Annotated in this window: 15 protein-coding genes; 8 read left to right on the plus strand and 7 right to left on the minus strand. The window is 69.1% G+C overall.

From position 1 onward, the window contains the following. Positions 1-16: 16 nt before the first annotated feature. Complete coding sequence (locus NR810_RS18380) at positions 17-1,249, minus strand: glycosyl hydrolase (RefSeq protein WP_257454061.1); 1,233 nt, start codon at positions 1,247-1,249, stop codon at positions 17-19. A gap of 204 nt (positions 1,250-1,453) precedes the next feature. Here NR810_RS18380 and pbpC point away from each other — a divergent pair, with 204 nt between their 5' ends. From pbpC to NR810_RS18405, 5 genes are all read left to right on the plus strand, one after another. Then, complete coding sequence (gene pbpC / locus NR810_RS18385; RefSeq protein WP_257454062.1) at positions 1,454-3,823, plus strand: penicillin-binding protein 1C; 2,370 nt, start codon at positions 1,454-1,456, stop codon at positions 3,821-3,823. Between the two features lie 225 nt (positions 3,824-4,048). Next, complete coding sequence (locus NR810_RS18390) at positions 4,049-4,282, plus strand: hypothetical protein (RefSeq protein ID WP_257454063.1); 234 nt, start codon at positions 4,049-4,051, stop codon at positions 4,280-4,282. A 12-nt stretch (positions 4,283-4,294) separates the two neighbouring features. Then, complete coding sequence (locus tag NR810_RS18395; RefSeq protein ID WP_257454064.1) at positions 4,295-4,828, plus strand: DUF2243 domain-containing protein; 534 nt, start codon at positions 4,295-4,297, stop codon at positions 4,826-4,828. A gap of 20 nt (positions 4,829-4,848) precedes the next feature. Further along, positions 4,849-6,219, plus strand: coding sequence for a hydroxysqualene dehydroxylase (locus NR810_RS18400; RefSeq protein WP_257454065.1), 1,371 nt, complete (start codon positions 4,849-4,851; stop codon positions 6,217-6,219). A gap of 105 nt (positions 6,220-6,324) precedes the next feature. Further along, the gene (locus tag NR810_RS18405; protein WP_257454066.1) at positions 6,325-6,531 is read left to right on the plus strand and encodes a hypothetical protein; all 207 of its coding nucleotides are present in this window, start codon (positions 6,325-6,327) and stop codon (positions 6,529-6,531) included. 11 nt (positions 6,532-6,542) lie between these two features. Here NR810_RS18405 and NR810_RS18410 read toward each other — a convergent pair whose 3' ends face one another. Continuing rightward, a complete protein-coding gene (locus tag NR810_RS18410; protein ID WP_257454068.1) occupies positions 6,543-7,805 on the minus strand; it encodes a phospholipase D-like domain-containing protein in 1,263 nt (420 codons plus the stop codon). A gap of 146 nt (positions 7,806-7,951) precedes the next feature. Between NR810_RS18410 and NR810_RS18415 the strand changes: the two genes are divergently transcribed. Then, positions 7,952-8,419, plus strand: coding sequence for a DUF2892 domain-containing protein (locus NR810_RS18415; protein WP_257454070.1), 468 nt, complete (start codon positions 7,952-7,954; stop codon positions 8,417-8,419). Here NR810_RS18415 and NR810_RS18420 read toward each other — a convergent pair. The 4 genes from NR810_RS18420 to NR810_RS18435 all read right to left on the minus strand — a co-directional run bounded on the left by NR810_RS18420 (position 8,416) and on the right by NR810_RS18435 (position 14,184). Beyond that, positions 8,416-9,192 (minus strand): SDR family NAD(P)-dependent oxidoreductase, encoded by a 777-nt coding sequence (locus tag NR810_RS18420; protein ID WP_257454071.1) that lies wholly within the window; start codon positions 9,190-9,192, stop codon positions 8,416-8,418. The genes NR810_RS18415 and NR810_RS18420 overlap by 4 nt on opposite strands. Continuing rightward, complete coding sequence (locus NR810_RS18425; RefSeq protein WP_257454072.1) at positions 9,192-9,863, minus strand: SDR family oxidoreductase; 672 nt, start codon at positions 9,861-9,863, stop codon at positions 9,192-9,194. The genes NR810_RS18420 and NR810_RS18425 overlap by 1 nt, the downstream gene beginning before the upstream one ends. 16 nt (positions 9,864-9,879) lie before the next feature. Continuing rightward, the gene (locus NR810_RS18430) at positions 9,880-10,605 is read right to left on the minus strand and encodes a Coq4 family protein (RefSeq protein ID WP_257454074.1); all 726 of its coding nucleotides are present in this window, start codon (positions 10,603-10,605) and stop codon (positions 9,880-9,882) included. 63 nt (positions 10,606-10,668) lie between these two features. Further along, positions 10,669-14,184 carry a tolB protein precursor protein gene (locus NR810_RS18435; RefSeq protein WP_257454075.1) on the minus strand — a complete coding sequence of 1,172 codons (3,516 nt, stop codon included), beginning with the start codon at positions 14,182-14,184 and terminating at the stop codon, positions 10,669-10,671. A gap of 179 nt (positions 14,185-14,363) precedes the next feature. Between NR810_RS18435 and NR810_RS18440 the strand changes: the two genes are divergently transcribed. Next, positions 14,364-15,803, plus strand: a complete 1,440-nt coding sequence (locus NR810_RS18440) for an LVIVD repeat-containing protein (protein ID WP_257454076.1) — start codon at positions 14,364-14,366, stop codon at positions 15,801-15,803. 9 nt (positions 15,804-15,812) lie between these two features. Continuing rightward, positions 15,813-16,913: an EAL domain-containing protein gene (locus tag NR810_RS18445; protein ID WP_257454078.1), complete on the plus strand. Its 1,101-nt coding sequence runs from the start codon at positions 15,813-15,815 to the stop codon at positions 16,911-16,913. Here NR810_RS18445 and NR810_RS18450 read toward each other — a convergent pair. Continuing rightward, a complete protein-coding gene (locus tag NR810_RS18450; protein ID WP_257454080.1) occupies positions 16,903-17,550 on the minus strand; it encodes a hypothetical protein in 648 nt (215 codons plus the stop codon). The two genes, NR810_RS18445 and NR810_RS18450, sit on opposite strands and share 11 nt — an antisense overlap. Between the last annotated feature and the right edge of the window lie 19 nt (positions 17,551-17,569).

The raw sequence follows: 17,569 nt of genomic DNA on the forward strand, positions 1-17,569 counted from the left end.
GACGTGGAGGCGCTCCTCACTCGCCAAAGACTTCCACCTCGTAGATGGAATACCCATACCCCGTGCTTCGCCGGGTCCCGTGAATCCTCAGGAACCGGCCAGTGGCGGAGAGCCCGGTGTGCTCATCCAGGCCACCATCTCCAGACACCACCGTGGAGACGGGGGTCCAGGTGGCGGCATCGTTGGAGACCTGGAGCTGGTAGTCCTTGCCGTAGGCCGCCTCCCACTGGATGCGCACGCGGGTGAACTTCTTCGAGGCGCCAAAATCGAGCAGGAGGTACTGGGGATCGGAGAAGGCGCTGCTCCACCGGGTGCTCAGGCTTCCGTCGATGGCCTTCTCCGGACCCGTGCCGCTGTTCTCCGCGGACGAGGACATGGCCAGCACGGGCGTCAGCCGGCCCGTCTGCGCGCCAGCGGCGGGCAGGCTGACGTACAGCTGCCCCAGCTCCGTCAGCTGCCCCGAGGCGCCGAGCAGGTTGATGTTGGGAATCTGGTTGTTGCGGCCGGAGAACCACGCGTAACGGAAGACAGCGGGCTCGTTCTCCAGATAGGTGACCGCGTCGGTCATGTATTTCTTCTGCACGGCCAGGGTGATCTGATCGTGCGGCATGTCTCCGCAGGCGAACTCGGTCAGCCAGATGGGCTTGTTGTACTTCTTGAACCGGCCGATGTACCACTGGAGGGCCGGGAGATCGCAGGCGTACCAGTGCACGGCGATGTAATCGACCTTGCAGTTGGTGCAGGCGGCGAAGAACGCATCCAGATAGGTGACCGGGTCGGAATAGGTCACGCCTCCCTCCGACACGCAGTCCCCGCAGTAGTTGACCGCGGGGGACACCAGCTTCAGGTTCCGGCGGCGCGCCACCTCTTCCAGGACGGGCCAGCGGGCCGCGGCCTGGCTGGGCGTCATGTTGGCCTGGGAGCGGAAGTTGGGCTCGTTGAAGCCCAGCAGGTACTCGGCTCCGGCGGGGATGGCGGCGGCCAGTTGATCCGCGTTCGGCGTGCCTCCCCAGACCATGGGCATGAAGGAGACGCCCACGGACGAGTAGACGCTGGCGGCTCCCGCCTCGGGAGTGGGGGACCAGTTGTACCACCAGCTCATGCCCTTGGAGAGGGCCTTCATGTCCTCCGCGGAATGGTAGCCATAGCTGATGCCTCTCTTGGTGCTCCGGGTCTGGGCCTGGGCCGGTTGCCAGGCGAGAACCACCAACAGCAGGGCGGAGAATCCAGCTCGAAGGATGCTGTGCATTGTCTTGATTTGCTTTCGGGGGTCTGGGTTTCACGTCGCGACACGCGGGGACGGCGGCGACGCGTCTCCTGGCGTAGCATGAAATCGCTTTCAAACTGAATACCGCCTTATTCCAGGATTGTTGGAAAATGCGGTGGATGACAGTCGCACGCCCGGCCCGGACAGGGGCGGAGCTGATACCGTGGAGGTGGTTCTCCAGCTCCCATGCCGTCACTCCGTCTCTCCAGGAAGAGGCTCCTCCACGGAGGCCTCGTCCTCCTGTCCCTCGTTCTCGCCGCCCTCGCCGCGGCATGGCTCATCCCACTGCCCGCGCGCCTCTCCTCGCCGCATTCGGTGGTGGTGGAGTACCGGGACGGCATGCCGGCGCACGTCTTCCTGGCGCCGGACGAGCGGTGGCGGGTGCCCACGGTGCTGGACGAGGTGGACCCGGCATATGTCCAGGCGTTGCTGGCACTGGAGGACAAGCGCTTCCACTGGCACGGCGGGGTGGATCCGCTCGCCATCGTCCGCGCGGCGGTGACGAACGTGTCGCGGGGACGGCGGGTGTCCGGGGCCTCCACGCTGACCATGCAGCTCGTGCGGGTGTTGGAGCCGAGGCCTCGCACGTTCACCTCCAAGCTCATCGAGTCCTTCCGGGCGGCGCAGTTGGAGCTGTGGCTGTCCAAGGAGGAGATCCTCTCGGCGTACCTTCAGTTCGTGCCCTACGGGAGGAACGTGGAGGGGGTGGAGGCGGCGGCGCTGGCGTACTTCGGGCACCGGGCGACGCACCTGAGCCCGGCGGAGATGGCGACACTGCTGGCGGTGCCGCAGAACCCCAACCGGCGCTTCCCCTCGCCGGAGAACGCGGCGCGGCTGAAGGTGGCGCGGGACGACGTGGCGCAGCGGCTCTTCGACGCGGGGGCGCTGCCGCTGGGGCCGGCGGGGGCGCGGGTGACGGCGGAGGCCGCGCTGGCCGAGGTCCGGGCCACGCGGGTGCCGGAGCTGCTCACCCCCTTCCCGCGCGAGGCCCCCCACGCGGCGGTGTGGCTGCGGGCACAGCGGCCGGGACGGGCGCGGCTGCGCACCACATTGGACGCGGGCGCGCAGCGGCTCGTGGAGCGGGTGATGCGGGACGCCGTTCCGGAGCTGGGCGCCAGGGGCATCCACAACGGGTCGGCGGTGGTGGTGGACCGCGAGCGCGCGGAGGTGATCGCGCTGGTGGGCAACCTCGACTTCTTCGACAGGGAACACGGCGGACAGCTCGTCGGCTTCGCCACGACGCGCTCGCCGGGCTCGGCGCTCAAGCCGCTCATCTACGCGCTGGCCATCGACCAGGGCCTGGCGGGGCCGGAGCAGCTGGTGGCGGACGTCCCCGCCGCGTACGGCACCTATGCTCCGCGCAACTTCGACGGGCGCTTCCAGGGGCTGGTGCGGCTGGAGGACGCGCTCTCGCAGTCGCTCAACATGCCCTTCGTGAAGCTGCTCCAGCGGATCGGCGTGGAGCATTTCCTGGGAGTGTTGCGGCAGGCGGGGACGACGAGCCTGCAACCGGATCCAGGACACTACGGGCTCTCGGCGGCGGTGGGGGGCATCGAGCTCACGCCGCTGGAGGTGGCGGGCGTCTACCTGGCCATCGCCAACGACGGTCGCGCGCGTCCGCTGAAGCTGCTGGAGGAGGGGCAGCCCGAGCCGGGTGCCCAGGTGCTCTTCTCCCCGGGAGCGGCATGGCTCACCCGGCGCGCGCTGTCGCTGAAGGACCGGCCGGACTTCCCGGCGCGCCGCAAGCTGACGGGACTGCCGTCCCGGGTGCACTGGAAGACGGGGACGAGCTTCGGCCACCGGGACGCGTGGGCGGCGGGTTCGGGGCCCCGGCACACCGCGGTGGTGTGGTTGGGCAACTTCGACAACACCCCCAGCGTGCACCTGGTGGGAGCGGACGCCTCGGGGCCGCTCCTCTTCGACATCCTGGAGGCACTGGGGCCCAGGGGGCGGCTCGAGGACGCGGACGCGGTGGTGCCCTCGGAGCTCACCCAGATGGAGGTGTGCGCCTACTCGGGCCACCTGCCCACGGAGGCGTGCACGCAGCGGCGCATGGTGTTCGCCAGGCGCAGCCACGTGCCCACCGAGTCCTGCCCCTACCACCAGCGGGTGGAGGTGGACGTGAAGACGGGGTTGGCGGTGAGCCCCTCGTGCCGGGCCGGGCGGCTGACGGAGTCTCGCGTGTATCTCTCCTGGCCGGCGAGCATCCGGCGCTGGTTGGTGGATCAGCACCGGCTGCTGCCCCAGCCTCCCTCCTACGCCCCCGGCTGCGAGCCCGGAGGCGCGCTGCGGGCGCCGGAGATCATCTCCCCCGGACAGGGGCAGGTGTCACTCCTCATTCCGGGGGTGGCGGCGGATCAGCAGGAGGTGCCGCTGGAGGCCGAGGCCGAGGGAGATCGGCAGCTGACGTGGTTCGTGGACGGGGCCTTCCTGGCCTCGGCGAAGGCGGACGAGCGGGTGTGGTGGGCGCCCTCGCCGGGCACGCACGAGATTCTCGTCTCGGATGACCGGGGGCTCAGCGCGCGCCGGACGTTGGTGGTGCGCGAGCGGCGCTGAGCCTCACGTTCCATCGAAGCGCGGTGAAGAACAGGGCGGACACCAGGTGGGCGTACATGGCTTCCATTGTCCCTCCCGACTCTGACGGGAAGTCCCTGGCGTTCCGCCCCTTACCCGGCTGCCTGGCGTCTGCGTCTCCTGTTGCGCCTCTCTTCCATGCTTACCCTCGGAGCGGAGCACCCACCCGAGGTCCGTTCGATGAGACACAGCAGGATTCAGCCTCTCGTGGCGTTGGCGGTCTCGCTGGTGTCGACGGTCGCGCTCGCCTGCCCGGATTGTCCTACGGCACAGGTGGTGAGGGCCTCCGTCGTGGGCGATGACTTCTGGAACAACCTGGTGGTGCTGAGCGTGCCGTTCCTGCTCATCGGCGCACTCAGCGCCCTGCTGTACCGCGTGGGCCTGCCGCCGCGCGACGTGTCCGCGGCACGTGTCCGCGAGCAATCCGAAATCAGTTCGTGAGGAGAGGGCGTGATGGCGGACAATCCTCGGCATCAGGGAGCGGTCATCTCGGCGGGCGTGCTGCTCGGCACGGGCATGGGCGGCTTCGTCGACGGCATCCTGCTGCACCAGTTGCTCCAGTGGCACAGCATGCTCTCGTCCCGCCTGCCCCCCACGGACCTCGTGTCCATGAAGATCAACATGTTCTGGGACGGGCTCTTCCATGCCTTCACGTGGCTCGTCACGGCCATCGGCCTCGGCCTGCTGTGGCGCGCCGGGAAGCGCCCCGAGGTGCCCTGGTCCACCCGCACCTTCGTGGGCTCGCTCTCGCTGGGCTGGGGCGCGTTCAACGTGGTGGAGGGGCTCATCGACCATCAATGGCTCGGCATCCACCATGTCCACCCTGGTGCGAACCAGCTCGCCTGGGACGTGGGCTTCCTCGTCTTCGGGGCGCTGCTGGTGGTCGGAGGCTGGGCGTTGATCCGGGCGGGCCGTGAGCACACCCGTCCTCGAGGCGCTCCCGTCCGCCGTGTGCCCGGGGAGCGGTTGGCGGCGGGGCGGACCTAGGGACGCACGGGAGGCCGGACATGGCGAAGCGGGTCGTCATCGCGGGTGGAGGGTTGGCGGGGCTCACGTGCGCCAAGGCCCTCGTGGATCAGGGCTTCACGGTGACGGTCATCGAAGGCCTGCCGTACCTCGGCGGACGTGCCTCCACCTTTCGCGACAAGGACGGAGACTGGGTGGAGCAGGGGCTGCACCTCTTCCTCGGTGTGTACTCCGAGCTCAAGGCGCTCCTGCGGGACGTCGGGAGTGAGCCGGACGCCGCGCTCTTCTGGATGCAGGAGGTGCGGCTGCAGGACCCCGAGGGAGCGCAGGCGACGTTCTTCATCAACCCGCTGCGCTCGCCCGTGAAGACGGTGGTGAGCATCGCGGGGCAGAACGATTACCTCGGGCCTCTGGACAAGCTGTCGCTGGTGCCGATCGCCGCGCCGGGCGTGCTCTCCATGGAGCATCTGCGCGCCCAGCACGATGGCGAGACCATCGTCGACTGGTGGGAGCGCGTGAGCGGGGACGTCACCGTGCTGGAGCGCTTCATCCGTCCCTTCTGCCGCGGCATCCAGTTCAGCGAGCCCGAGCAGTTCTCCGCCTACAACTTCCTCGGGTGGATCCACCACATCGCCTACGACCTGCCCCATGCGCTGCTGGGGGGCTATCGCGGCGCGCGCGAAGAGGTCTTCTTCCAGCCGCTCGCGAGATACTTGAAGGAGCGGGGCGCGACGATCCACACCGGCGTGAAGCTGCGGGAGATCCTCTACACCTCCGGGAAGGAGGGCGGGGCGGTGGACGGTTTCGTCCTCGAGAACGGAGAGCGGCTCCAGGCGGACGTGTACGTGGCGGCGATTCCCGTCTGGGCGCTGGTGCCGCTGGTGCCGGCGCCGCTGCGGCGGGAGCCCTTCTTCGAGCGGCTCGCCGCGCTGCCGGTGGCCCCCGCCATCTCCGTGCAGCTCTGGTTCGACCGCGACGTCGTGGGCGGCACCGAGGCCTTCACCCTCGTGGCGCACAGCCATGCGTGCGTCTACCAGGACCAGTCGCGCAACGCCTACCCCTATGGCGAGGGCAGCCGCCTGTCGGTCATCGTCTCGCCCGCGGATGATCTGCTCGAGGACCCGGACGAGGCGCTGGTGCGGCGCGTGTGCGAGTCGCTCGGCAAGGTGCAGCCCGCGATTCGCGAGGCGAAGGTGTTGAAGTCCGTGGTGCTCAAGCACCGCAAGCACCTGGTGCGCCCGCTGCCGGGGGCTATGTCCCAGCGTCCGGCCCAGGCCACCCCCGTGCCCAACCTCTTCCTCGCGGGAGACTGGACGCAGCAGCCCTTCTTCGGCAGCCAGGAAGGCGCCGTCCGGGGCGGCAATGCGTGTGCGCGGGAGATCCTCCGCTCGCTCTCCGAGCGGAAGGGCTGAGCCACCACGCCCGCCGTGTCCGGCATCACACGGCGCGCCCGCGCTCTCCACCTCCATCAGACACGACGTCCTCCTTCGAGGACGTCCGCGCCCATGGAGAGAGCGATGCGCAAGACCGACAAGAAGAAGACCTTCATCGACTACGAGCTGCCCACGAAGGCCCTGGAGCAGGTGCGGGGTGGCCGCGAGAGGGTCACCACGTTGGCGGAGGGTGAGGAGACTGGCTCCGTCACCACCCAGGCCGTGGGCGAGGAGGGCGGCTGTGGCCGCTTCACGACAGAGGCCGTGGGCGAGGAGAGCGGCTCGTATTGAGCCGTCGCCGCTCAGCGGCAGCCGGTGACGGAGGGCGGGAGCTTGTAGCTGAAGCGATCGAACACTCCACGCCGCCGCCATCCGTCCCAGCGGATTTCCACCGCGTGCCGCAGGTCGCGCTCGAAGCTATCGGCGAGCGCGCGGGCGAGCTGGGGATCCTCGACGACGAGGGCCCCCTCCTCGAGCATGGCGTTCGACTGGGGCTCCAGGTGGGTGGAGCCCACGGCCGTCAGCCGTTCGTCCACGAGCAGGGTGCTGGCGTGCAGGGAAGCCGGTTGGTACTCCCAGAGCCGGACGCCGTTGGCCAGCAGGCGCTCATAGGTGGCGCGCTGCGCGGCGAGCACGCCTCGGGAGGCTCCGTGGAACAGGCCGGGCACCAGGATGCGCACGTCCACACCTTCCTGGGCCTTGCGGATGAGCGTGTCCACGGTGGCGGCGGTGGGGATGAAGCAGGCGTTGGTGAGCCACAGGCGCCGCCGGGCGGAGGCAGCCAGCACCTGCACCATGCGCTCGGAGTGGCTGAGCGTGGGGGAGCCGGAGCTCGCGACGAAGCCGGCGCGGGCCTCGCCCTGGGGCTCGAGTCTGGGAAAGGCCGACTCCGGGAGCAGCCCGCCGCCCGCCTCCAGCCAGTCCCTGGCGAAGGCCTGCTGCAACTGGCGCACGGCCGGGCCCCGCACGTGGACGTAGGTGTCCCGCCACGCCTCCGTGCGCTCCTTTCCGCCCCGCCACCAGGACGGCCCCACGCCGGAGCCGCCGGTGAGGCCGCTGCGTCCATCGCGGATGACGAGCTGGCGGTGGTTGCGCGCCTTCAGCCGCTCGTCATCGAACACCACCGTCTCCCCGATGAGGGGCCGGAAGGTGCGCACCTCGCATCCGGCCTGGACGAGCCGTGACTGCACCTCGTCCACGAAGTCCGGGCTCTCGAAGTCATCCACCAGCACGCGGCACACCACGCCCGGTGGGCGTTCGGCGAGCGCTCGCAGGAGACGCTCCGAGGCCTCGCCCGGCTGCCAGCTCGAGACGAGCAGGTGGAGCGACTCCCGCGCCTGGCGGATCTCCGCCTCGAGAGCCTCCGGGATGCGCTCGTCCTGTACCAACTCCACCACATGGCCCGGCCGCAGCCCCACCCCTACCGATTGGTAGAGGGCCAGCGACAGGTCCGGCCCCGAAGCGGGCAGATCCTCATGGACGCGGAGCGCCTGAGGGTGGTCGCGGTGGATGCAGGCCGTGCCGAGGAGCAGGCAGGCGAGCAGCGGACGGAGGAAACGATTCACTCCACCCAAGTTAGGCATCCGCTCGCGAGCCGCGCAGGGGAGCGAGGTGGGGGCCGTGGGCAGACGGCCGGGCCCGCCTGCCTGTCATGAGCGGGGCGCGCATCCTACCTTCCGGCAGATGGCCTACCAGCGTGGAGGGAGGCGAGATGGAGTCCTGGAATCGGATGTCGGCGGATTCGGTGCGCACGCACACGCCGGACGGGGTGAACCGGCGGATCGACGAGCGGGTGGAGAAGTGTGTCCGGCACATGGCGGAGCAGGAGCGCTCGGCCATCAGCGAGTACCTGAAGCAGCTGGAGCACCAGTGGGACCTGAACCGCGTGGTGACGGTGGCGGCGTCGGCGGTGACGGTGCTCGGGCTGGTGGCGGGAGCGAAGGATGGCCGCGGGTGGCGGGTGCTGAGCGGGGTGGCGGCGGGGCTGCTTCTGCAGCACGGCATCTTCGGCTTCGGCCCGCTGGCGGAGCTGGTGCGGGTGCTGGGGGCGCGGACGCGGCGGGAGATCGACCTGGAGAAGTTCGCCCTCAAGGCGCTGCGAGGCGACTTCGAGCGCATCCCGCATGAGGGCGGCCCCCTGGCACGGGCCAACGCCGCGCTGGTGGCCGCCCAGTCCTAGAACGAGGGCAGGTCGTTGGCCAGATGCGACGACAATCCGCCGTCGATCACCAGCGCGCTGCCGTTGATGTAGCCCGCGAAGGGCCCGGCGAGGAAGGCCACCATCCTGGCCACCTCCTCGGGGGTCGCGAACCTGCCGGCGGGAATCCTTCGCAGCAATTCCTTCCTCAGTCCCGGGTCCGCCTTCGCCAGCATCTCGGTGTCGGTGTAGCCGGGGCAGACGGCATTGCAGGTGATGCCGTAGGGCCCCCACTCGGCGGCGATGGCCTTGGTGTAGCCGACGAGCGCGTGCTTGGTGGCCACATAGGTGGAGGAGAGCGCTCCGCCGAACAGGCCCTGGATGGAGGAGATGTTCACGATCCTCCCGTATCCGCCCGCCTTCATCCGGGGGAGCGCCCATTGGCAGAAGTGGCGGACGCCATCCACGTTCACGCCGAACAGGGTGTTCCACTCCTCCGTGGAGACCTGGTCCACGCGGTGGAAGGGTCCGCCATAGCCGGCGTTGTTCACGATGACGCCGGGAACCCCCATGCTCGTCTCGAGCCTGGCGAGCGCCGCGTTCACCGCGGCCTCGTCCGCGACATCACAGATGAACGACCGCGCCTGGGCCCCGGAGGAGGTCAGCTTCTTCTCGAGCCTGGACAGGGCCTCTTCATCACGCCCCCAGAGCGCCAGCCGGAAGCCATTCTCCGCGAGGACCTCCGCGATCGCCGCGCCAATACCCCGGCTGGCTCCGGTGACGAGTGCGAAGGTCGGGCTGGGTTGCCGCTCCATCACAGGACTCCCTTGGGGGGAAGGAGCCGGATCTCATCGACCCGGACGTTCAAGGGCTTCCGGGCGATCTCCCAGATGGTCTGGGCCACTTCCTCCACGGACAGCATGTCGGCCGGGCTGAAATCCGGGCGCGTCCTCCAGAAGGAGGTGTAGACGGCGCCCAGGGAGATGAGCGTGGCCCGGATGGAGTAGGGCTTGCCCTCCTCGTTCAGGACTCCCGTCAGGCCTCGAACCCCGTGCTTGGACGCGGCATACGCCCCATTCATGGGCAGGGCGAGGTGATCGCTCACGGAGCCGATGTGGATGAGCCTCCCGCCTCCCCGTGCCTTCATCCGCCTGAACGCTTCACGCGCGCAGAGGAACGTCCCCGTCAGGTTCACGTCGATCGTCTTGCGCCAGTCGTGAACCGACATCTCCTCGAGCGGCGTGAAGGCTCCGAAGCCGGAGCAGTTGACCAGGAGGGCGATGGAGCCCAGCTCCTTCTCCGCCCTGTCGAACAGCGATGCCACGGAGGCCTCGTCCGTGACGTCGACCCGCATCTCGTCCGGGGTCTCCTGCTTCACGTCATTCGAGGCGCACACCACGCGCAGGCCCTCCGCCCGAAGTCTGGCGGTGACCGCGCTTCCTATGTCGCCGGTCCCGCCGACGACGATCGCATTCCGAGCGCTCATGGGCCGTGTCTCTATCTCAAGTCGCCAGGGCTGGCGTGAAGAACGGAAGGGTCGTGAAGCCGCCGCATGAATTCTCACCGGCGCGTCCCACGAGCCCGGGTGCTCGCGGGGTGATGCCGAGCCGCTGCCTCAGGAGTCCCAACGGCATCTCCAACAGGGTCTCGAAGCGCTCGCCCAGCAGGGACATGGCGGCGGCCCCCCGCTCGAAGTCCTCTGTCTGGATGCGTCCCGCGTAGATGTCGCGCAGGTGCTTGTACCGCGCCTGCCGGATGTCCGGGTGGACCTCCGCCTCCGACAGGAAGACGGCGAGCGCTACCGGGGCCATGCCGAACACGAACGACTGGACGGCGACCTCATCCTCGTCCGACGTCTCATACGCGCCCAGCACGTGGATGAAGTCGTGGCACTTGTTGAGCCGGTGGACGGCGTACTGCGTGGGAGTCGCGTCCGCGCCGAGCCTCGCCCGGATGGGGAAGAAGTCGGGGGACAGCCGGTAGTGCTCCATGTAACGCGCATAGGCGTTTCCGAACGAGCCCACCGGCATCGTTGCCAGCGCTTCGAGCTCCGGAAGACCGGGATCCCATCGCTCGGTGTAGAGCCGCTGGAAGCCCGGTATCGCGAGCAGGAGGGCATCGCTGGTGGCCTGTCGCCCGGCGGAGGACAGGACGGGGATGACCTCCCCGAGGGTGGCTCGCCGCTTCGTCAGTTCGCGGGCGAGCTCGTTGGGGGACTGTTCAGGCACTGGCTTCTCCGAATGAAGACGCCCGGCACGGTGTGCGCCGGGCGTCCCATCCGGTCAACTGTATTACATCCCGCCCATGCGCATGCCGCCGAGCGTGACGGGAGGCGCGGGGGCCTTCTTGGCGCCGGGAGGCGCGCCCTGGTCCTTGAAGAGGTACCCCTCGAGCCCGGCCATGCCGATGGAGAACTGCGTCACCCACTTGTCCGACGGCCGCCCGGCGGGGGCGTTGATGTCGAACGGGTAGGCGAAGTGCAGGCGGAAGAGGATGGGACCGAGGCCGACGTTGATACCGACGGCGGCATCGAGCACGCGGCGGTTCCACAGCTCGCGGGCCGAGCCGCCCACGCCGCCGACGTCGAAGCCCGCCACGCCCATGATGGTGTTGAGGAAGGCGACGCGGATGAGCGCGTCGAGCGGCACGCGCAGCTCCAGCGTGGAGTAGAGGTAGTGCTGGCCGAGCAGCCACTGCTCGTCGCCGAACTGCACGCCGCGCAGGGTGTCGAAGCTGGACAGGAAGTAGGAGCGGGCGAAGCGTCCGCCGAAGGTGCCGCCCGCGCCGCCGCGCAGCAGGATGTGCGTGCTGCCCAGGGGGATGGGGAAGTAGCGCTCGGCGTCCAGGCGGACGTTGCCGAAGACCTCCTGGTTGAAGGGCTGCACGCCGGTGGTGAGCTCACCGAGGAACGAGGTGCCGGCGATGGGCACGCCCGTGTAGTGGTGGCGCAGGGTGTTGTAGCCGAAGGCCACGGACGCCTCCGTCTGGAAGCGCACGCCCCGGTTGGCGTCGCGCCACGGGGTGTAGAGGTCCCCGACGCCGTTGACCTCCGGCAGGCTGAGGATGAAGGCGGTGCCGCGGTCGAGGAAGTACGACACGCCGCCGATGCTGAGGTTGCCCTCCAGGAAGGTGAAGGTGCTCAGCGGGTAGCGCGCGATGCCGGTGGCGCCGAAGAAGCGCTCGCCGGAGACGAGCGCGTAGTAGGGCAGGTCGTTGCCGGCGGTCTGGCGCAGTGACTGGTCCACGCGGAAGCGCAGGGACTGGAAGGGACCGCCGCCCCACGTCGTGCGCTGGGACTGGTTGAGGTAGAGCAGGTAGCCGTCGGTCAGGTCGATGGAGCCATACACGGCCACCTGGAGCAGCAGGGCGTGGTTGCGCAGCCGGTCCGTGGCGGAGGCGAAGGCCTGGCCCACGAAGCCGCCGCCACCCGCGCCGGCGAAGCCGAGGATGGGGCCCAGGTCGATGTTCTCCCGGGCGAAGGGCCTGTAGGCCTCGGCGCCCTCCAGCGAGCGCTGGGGCAGGGGCGCGGGCCCCTGGGTTTCCGTCTGGGCCGGCGTGGCCGTGGCGAAGGTCATCAGCTGCTGGGACTTCAGCAGGGCCGGCTTGCGCTCACCGGACAGGTGGTAGAGCAGCCACAGGTTGCCATCCGGCGCGGGGCACGGCTCGAAGAGGCCGGTGGTCACGTCCGTGCGCCGCACGACGGTGCCGCCGCCGGTGTACTCGTGCAGGTCCGAGCGGCTCTTGTCGTAGGCCACGAAGAAGAGGCGGCCGTCCGGCAGCACCGTCGGATCCGAGTGGTCGCGCGCCTCGGTGGTGAGCCGCTCCACCTGGTCGGCGTTCTGCGGCTTCACCCGGAAGAGGTTGTAGTAGCCGTGCGAGGTGGCGTCCGAGGCGTAGACGATGCCCGCGGGACCCCAGGCCAGGCTGCGCTCGCCGTACACGTCATGGGTGAGCTGCTGGGGCGCCACGTCGGGGCCGTCCTCCAGGGACAGCACGTACACGTCGCGGGTGCCCGCCTCGCTCAGGCCGATGAAGGCCAGCTGCTTGCCATCCGGCGAGAAGGCCGGCGAGTACGCGGCGATCAGCCCGTGGTTGGCCAGCTTGTAGGCCACGCGGTCTCCCAGATCGAACCTCACCCGGTACGGCGTCCGCTTCAGCCCGCCAGGGTTGTTCATGTAGGGGGTACGGCCCGCGGGCAGCGTCCCGCTCCCGCTCATGGTCACGGGCTCGGCGCTGTGGGTGTAGGATTGGATGTAGATGGTGTCGCGCGCGAGGGACTCGGCGACGAAGGCCACCTTGTCCGTGCTCAGGGCGAAGTTGCGCCCGAAGACGGGGTGCAGCGACTCGTAGCCCGGCACGCCGTCGCCCTGCACCTTCACGTACTCTTCGGGCGCGCGCGGATCCACCAGGATGAGCTGGCTCTCGCCCGTCTCCGGGACGATGCTCCGGTAGATGAGCACGCGGCCGTCGGGCGAGCTGTTGAGCGCGGTGACGATGCCCTTGCGCTCGCGCAGCAGCTCCATCGTCGGCGTGGACTGCTCGGCCTTGAGGTAGGTGCGGTAGGCGCGCTGCTTCAGCCAGTTCTCGAACTTGGCGGAGACCTGCTGCGGCTCATCCCCGGTGAGCAGCTCGATCAGCCCATCGAACTGCAGGTTGGGCGTGTTGCCCGTGCCGGAGACGAGCTTGGGCGAGTTGTCCAACACCTTCTGGATGAAGCCCGCCCCGTACGTCTCCTCCAGGAACTGGCAGCGCGCCTGGCCCACCTTGTAGATCCACAGGAAGCCGTAGGGTCCGGGGGACCAGAAGTCGAGGAAGGCATAGCCGCGCGTCAGGTCCGGGTTGATGAGCAGATCCCTCACCATCATCTCGCCCTCGGGATCCAGGCCGCCCTTGGCGTAGAACTCGGCCAGACCCTCGATGAACCAGAGCGGAATCCCGTTGAGGGGATCCCCTCCCACCTTGGCCTGATCCGCGAGGAACCGGACCTTCTGGATGGTGAACTGGTGGGCCATCTCGTGGGAGCTGATCTCCGAGAAGAGCCGGTGGTCACCCAGGTAGGGCAGGGTCAGCTCCAGCTTGCCCTGGGTGCTGGTGACACCCAGCGTGCCCTCCGAGACCGCGGTGATGTTGGTCTGCAGGAACTCCTGGTAGCTGCTGTAGAGGATGTAGGGGAACGTCTGGGTGGGGACGAACTTGAAGCGGTCGACGAGGTAGCGGTAGGCGTCCTCGAGCTGGGGCGCGGCGTACTGGGCCACGGCGCGCTCGCTCTCGTAGAAGTAGAAGCGGACGCCGCCGCTCTTCATGCCGAGCGACGTGGCGTAGGTGGGGCCCGCGTCCGGCACGCCGCCGTCCGGCAGGGCGACGGGGACGTAGAGGTCGCTCCCCCGCGCGATGCGCTCATCCGGCGTGCCGCCGTCGGCCTTTTCCACGGGAGTGGGGCTGCCCGGCTCGACGGACTCCATCGCGCCGCCACCCGTTCCCTCCTGTCTGGAAGGGTCCTGGGCCGACGAGGGAATCTTCGTCGCATCCGCCGTGGGGGCACCGGGCGCGCGCATCTGCGTCTGGTTGGGGGTCGTGGGAGTGGGGCCACCCGGTGCGCCAGGCGGCTGGGTATGGGCCCGATGCGCCGGGGGCGGGGCTACGCCCTCGGCCTGGGGGCCGACGAGAATGTCCAGATGGCGCCACTCGAAGTCATAGGTGCGGACCGGCGAGCGGTAGGCACGGCGCGGTACGACGTAGACCTGGGCCAGGGCCGCATCGGGCAGCCAGAAGGCGAGGAGGGCGACGACGAGGATACGTCGATTCACAGGGACGACCTCCCGGGAGGGAGACGGGGAATTGACCGAACCTAGGCAGGCTCCCTCATATAGACGAGTGGGCGGCCGAGCGCTGCCGCTCGATTGCTCAGCGGTGCACGTCCCCGCCCCTCCGGGTGTTGGGTGAACCAATGCTTTCGTCCCGCTCTGGTGCCCGGTATGCATGGCGCATGAATCGTTTTCTGGTTGCCACGACAGGGGCCCTGTTCCTCGCCACCACCGGCTGTGAGAACACGGAGGAGCCCGAGAAGAAGGAGTGCCACCTCGAGGCTTTCGATCTGTCCGCTTGTGACCGGTCGGGGTTCGCCTCCGTGAAGACGGATGGCATCTGGCACGTGAACGTGTCGCTGTCGGGCTCCACCACGCCGGGGGCGATGAGCCTGCGCGAGCAGGGATTGCTCTTCGGCGTCCCCCTCACGGAGCGGCAGTTCGGCGGAGACACGTTCTTCCTGGGCAGCGACTATCAGCCCTCGGGCTACCAGCCCCTGCGCTTCGCGCTCGCGGGGTGCCAGTCCCCCACGCCGGAGCAGGTGAAGGGCGAGTTCCGCCGGTGCGTGAGTGGCACGGCGGACGTGAAGGGCACCTTCGAGGCGGTGCGCCTGTCGCGGCTGGCCGGGGAGGCGGAGGCCTCCGGGCTGGAGCTCGTGTCGGAGGTCGCCCTGCCGCGCGGCTCGCCGGTGGATGTCTTCGTGTCGGGCGGGTACGCCTACGTGGTGGCTCAGTCGGACGGGCTCTTCGTCTACAAGCTGAACGGCGAGGCCGCGCCCGAGAAGATCGCGGAGCTCACCCCCGCCAACGACATCTGGCACCAGGCCTGGGTGAAGGACCAGACGCTCTACGTGTCCAGCAGCGCCCAGGGCATCCTCGTCTATGACGTGAGCCGGCCGCAGGCCCCCAAGTGGCTCAAGTCGCTCCCGAGCTCCGCCGTGGAGGTGTGGGGCCTGTTCGGGGAGGGGAATCGGCTCTACGCGATGTCTCCGTCGCCGCGGGCCGAAGTGCTCATCTACGACATCTCGACGGCCGACTCGCCCGCGCTGAAGTCGCGCTACATCGTGGAGGACAGCAACCCCAACGCGTCGGAGCTGCCCTTCGGCGGCATGGCCTTCGGCAACCGGCTCTACATCGGCCACTGGCGCTACGGGCTGGCGGTGGCGGACGTGACGGATGACACCAAACCGTCATCGCTCGGCCGCTTCCGGTACGAGAACGCCGCGAGTCGCCCGGTGGCGGTGGGTTCGATTGGAGGTCAAACCATCGCCTTCGAATCCAGTGAAGGCTGGGGTTCTCGGGTGCGGGCGCTGGACGTGACGGACCCCAAGAACATCACGGAGCTGGGCCGGTACGAGCTGAGGCCGGAATCCACGGTGAGTGGACTGACGTTGGTAGGGTCCAGGTTGTACGTGGCGCACAACCTGGACGGACTGAGGGTGTTGGACGTGTCGGACCCGAGGAATCTTCGGCCCGTGGCGTACTACAATACGTGGAGGGAGACGGACCCGGGCCGTGGACGCGCGTTCCTCGATGGCCTCAGTGGGGTGAAGGTGCCTGGTGATGGATTCATCTACGCCACCGACACGTCGCGCGGGTTGCTCGTCTTCCGTGAGCCATGAGTGAGGAGCATGAGCCAGACCGTGTCGAAGCATTGTGAGCGTTGCCAGACCCTTCCGGAGAAGCTGGAGCTGGAGGGGCCGGGACGGCTCTTCCTCTGGCTCCCCCTGGGCCACAGCTATGGAAAGCTGGTGCGGATGCTGGGGGACTCCGGGCGGGAGCACCAGGCGCTGCCGGAGGCCCGGTGCGTGGCGGTGCGGCTGGAGGGGGCGCACCTGAGTGGCTTCGTGGCCGATGTCATGGGCGCGCTGACGGGAGAGGAGTCCAAGTCCACGCGTGCGCTCTTCGTCGAGGGCGGAGGCGAGCCGGGGCTCGGGGACTACCCCCGGGTGGTCTCACTGCCGCAGTTCTTCACGCTGACACGGGCGGGCTGGTTGGTGGACCTGCTGGCCGAGAAGCGGGTGACGAGCTTCTACCAGCCCATCGTCCACGCGAAGGACACGCGCCAGGTGTACGCCTACGAGGCGCTGCTGCGTGGCCTGGAGCGGGACGGCTCGTTGGTGTCGCCGGCGAAGATGCTGTCGCTGGCGCGCGACGCGGACATGCTCTTCCAACTGGACCTGGCGGCGCGGCTGTCGGCGGTGCGCGAGGCCTCGCGGCTGGGCATCCAGGCGCCGCTCTTCATCAACTTCACGCCCACGGCCATCTACGATCCGGCGTACTGCCTGCGCTCCACGGTGGCGGCCATCTCCGAGCTGGGGATTCCGCCGGCCAACGTGGTCTTCGAGATCATCGAGTCGGACCACACGCCGGACGCCAACCACCTCAAGTCGCTGATCGCCTACTACCGGCAGGCGGGCTTCCGGGTGGCGTTGGACGACCTGGGGGCGGGGTACTCGTCGCTGAACCTCATCCACCAGCTGCGTCCGGACATCATGAAGCTGGACATGGAGCTCATCCGGGGCATCCACCAGGACGCCTACAAGGCGTCCATCACGGAGAAGCTGCTGGAGCTGGCGCAGAAGCTGGGCATCCTCACGGTGGCCGAGGGCATCGAGACGCCGGAGGAGCTGCGGTGGGTGCGCTCGCACGGAGTGGACTTCGTGCAGGGCTACCTCATCGCGAAGCCGGCGAGCCCACCCGTCACGGCCACGCCGCACTTCACTGATTGACGAGCGTGGTGCCCTGGCGGTTGATGCTGAGCCGCCAGGCCTCGTGCAGATCGGCACCGGCGGCCTGGAGCTGCCGGCGCGCCACGTAGAAGTTCCGCTGAGCCACGTCCTCGTCGACGGTGGAGAGGCGTGCGAGGGCGCTCTGGATGAGGCGCACGGTCTGGCCGCGGCCGCTCTCGTCGGCGTTGGACAGGGCGGTGGAGAGCTCCTGCCGCGCGTAGATGAGGGCCGGACCGATGGATTGCTCGCCGCTCTCGAGCTGCTGGTCCGCGGAGATGAGCCACGCGTAGGCACGCGCCAAACCCGCCACGCGCTCCTGCCGGAGCTGTTCCAGTTCAGTGGCGCGAGCCTGCTGGAGCTCCTGTTGTTGCTCCAGGGACTGGAGGCGGTTCTGCGCCTCCTCCTGCTGGGCCAGCAACTGGGCCCGCAGGGTGGCCACCTCGGAGCGGAGCTCTTGCAGCTCCAGCTCCTGGGCGGCGCGCACCTCCTCTTCGGAGGGTTCGCGCACCAGGGCCGGGTCCTGGGTGTCAGGGGAGCCCGTATCCGTCGTGGGCGTCTGTCCGAGCAACAAGGTCAGGGGCAGTGCGAGCCAGGCATTCATCCCCACGAAGCTGTTCACCGGGGAACGTCCTGGCACTGCCCGCTCCCTCTCCCCC

The organism is Archangium lipolyticum (assembly GCF_024623785.1).
GTDB classification, from domain to species: Bacteria; Myxococcota; Myxococcia; order Myxococcales; family Myxococcaceae; genus Archangium; species Archangium lipolyticum.

Excerpts from the sequence above, each read along its gene's own strand:
- NR810_RS18380 (WP_257454061.1), bottom strand. The coding sequence starts at position 1,249 with ATGCACAGCATCCTTCGAGCTGGATTCTCCGCCCTGCTGTTGGTGGTT.
- NR810_RS18395 (WP_257454064.1), top strand. The coding sequence starts at position 4,295 with ATGGCGGACAATCCTCGGCATCAGGGAGCGGTCATCTCGGCGGGCGTG.
- NR810_RS18420 (WP_257454071.1), bottom strand. The coding sequence starts at position 9,192 with ATGGAGCGGCAACCCAGCCCGACCTTCGCACTCGTCACCGGAGCCAGC.
- NR810_RS18425 (WP_257454072.1), bottom strand. The coding sequence starts at position 9,863 with ATGAGCGCTCGGAATGCGATCGTCGTCGGCGGGACCGGCGACATAGGA.
- NR810_RS18405 (WP_257454066.1), top strand. The coding sequence starts at position 6,325 with ATGCGCAAGACCGACAAGAAGAAGACCTTCATCGACTACGAGCTGCCC.
- pbpC (WP_257454062.1), top strand. The coding sequence starts at position 1,454 with ATGCCGTCACTCCGTCTCTCCAGGAAGAGGCTCCTCCACGGAGGCCTC.
- NR810_RS18415 (WP_257454070.1), top strand. The coding sequence starts at position 7,952 with ATGGAGTCCTGGAATCGGATGTCGGCGGATTCGGTGCGCACGCACACG.
- NR810_RS18445 (WP_257454078.1), top strand. The coding sequence starts at position 15,813 with ATGAGCCAGACCGTGTCGAAGCATTGTGAGCGTTGCCAGACCCTTCCG.
- NR810_RS18400 (WP_257454065.1), top strand. The coding sequence starts at position 4,849 with ATGGCGAAGCGGGTCGTCATCGCGGGTGGAGGGTTGGCGGGGCTCACG.
- NR810_RS18440 (WP_257454076.1), top strand. The coding sequence starts at position 14,364 with ATGAATCGTTTTCTGGTTGCCACGACAGGGGCCCTGTTCCTCGCCACC.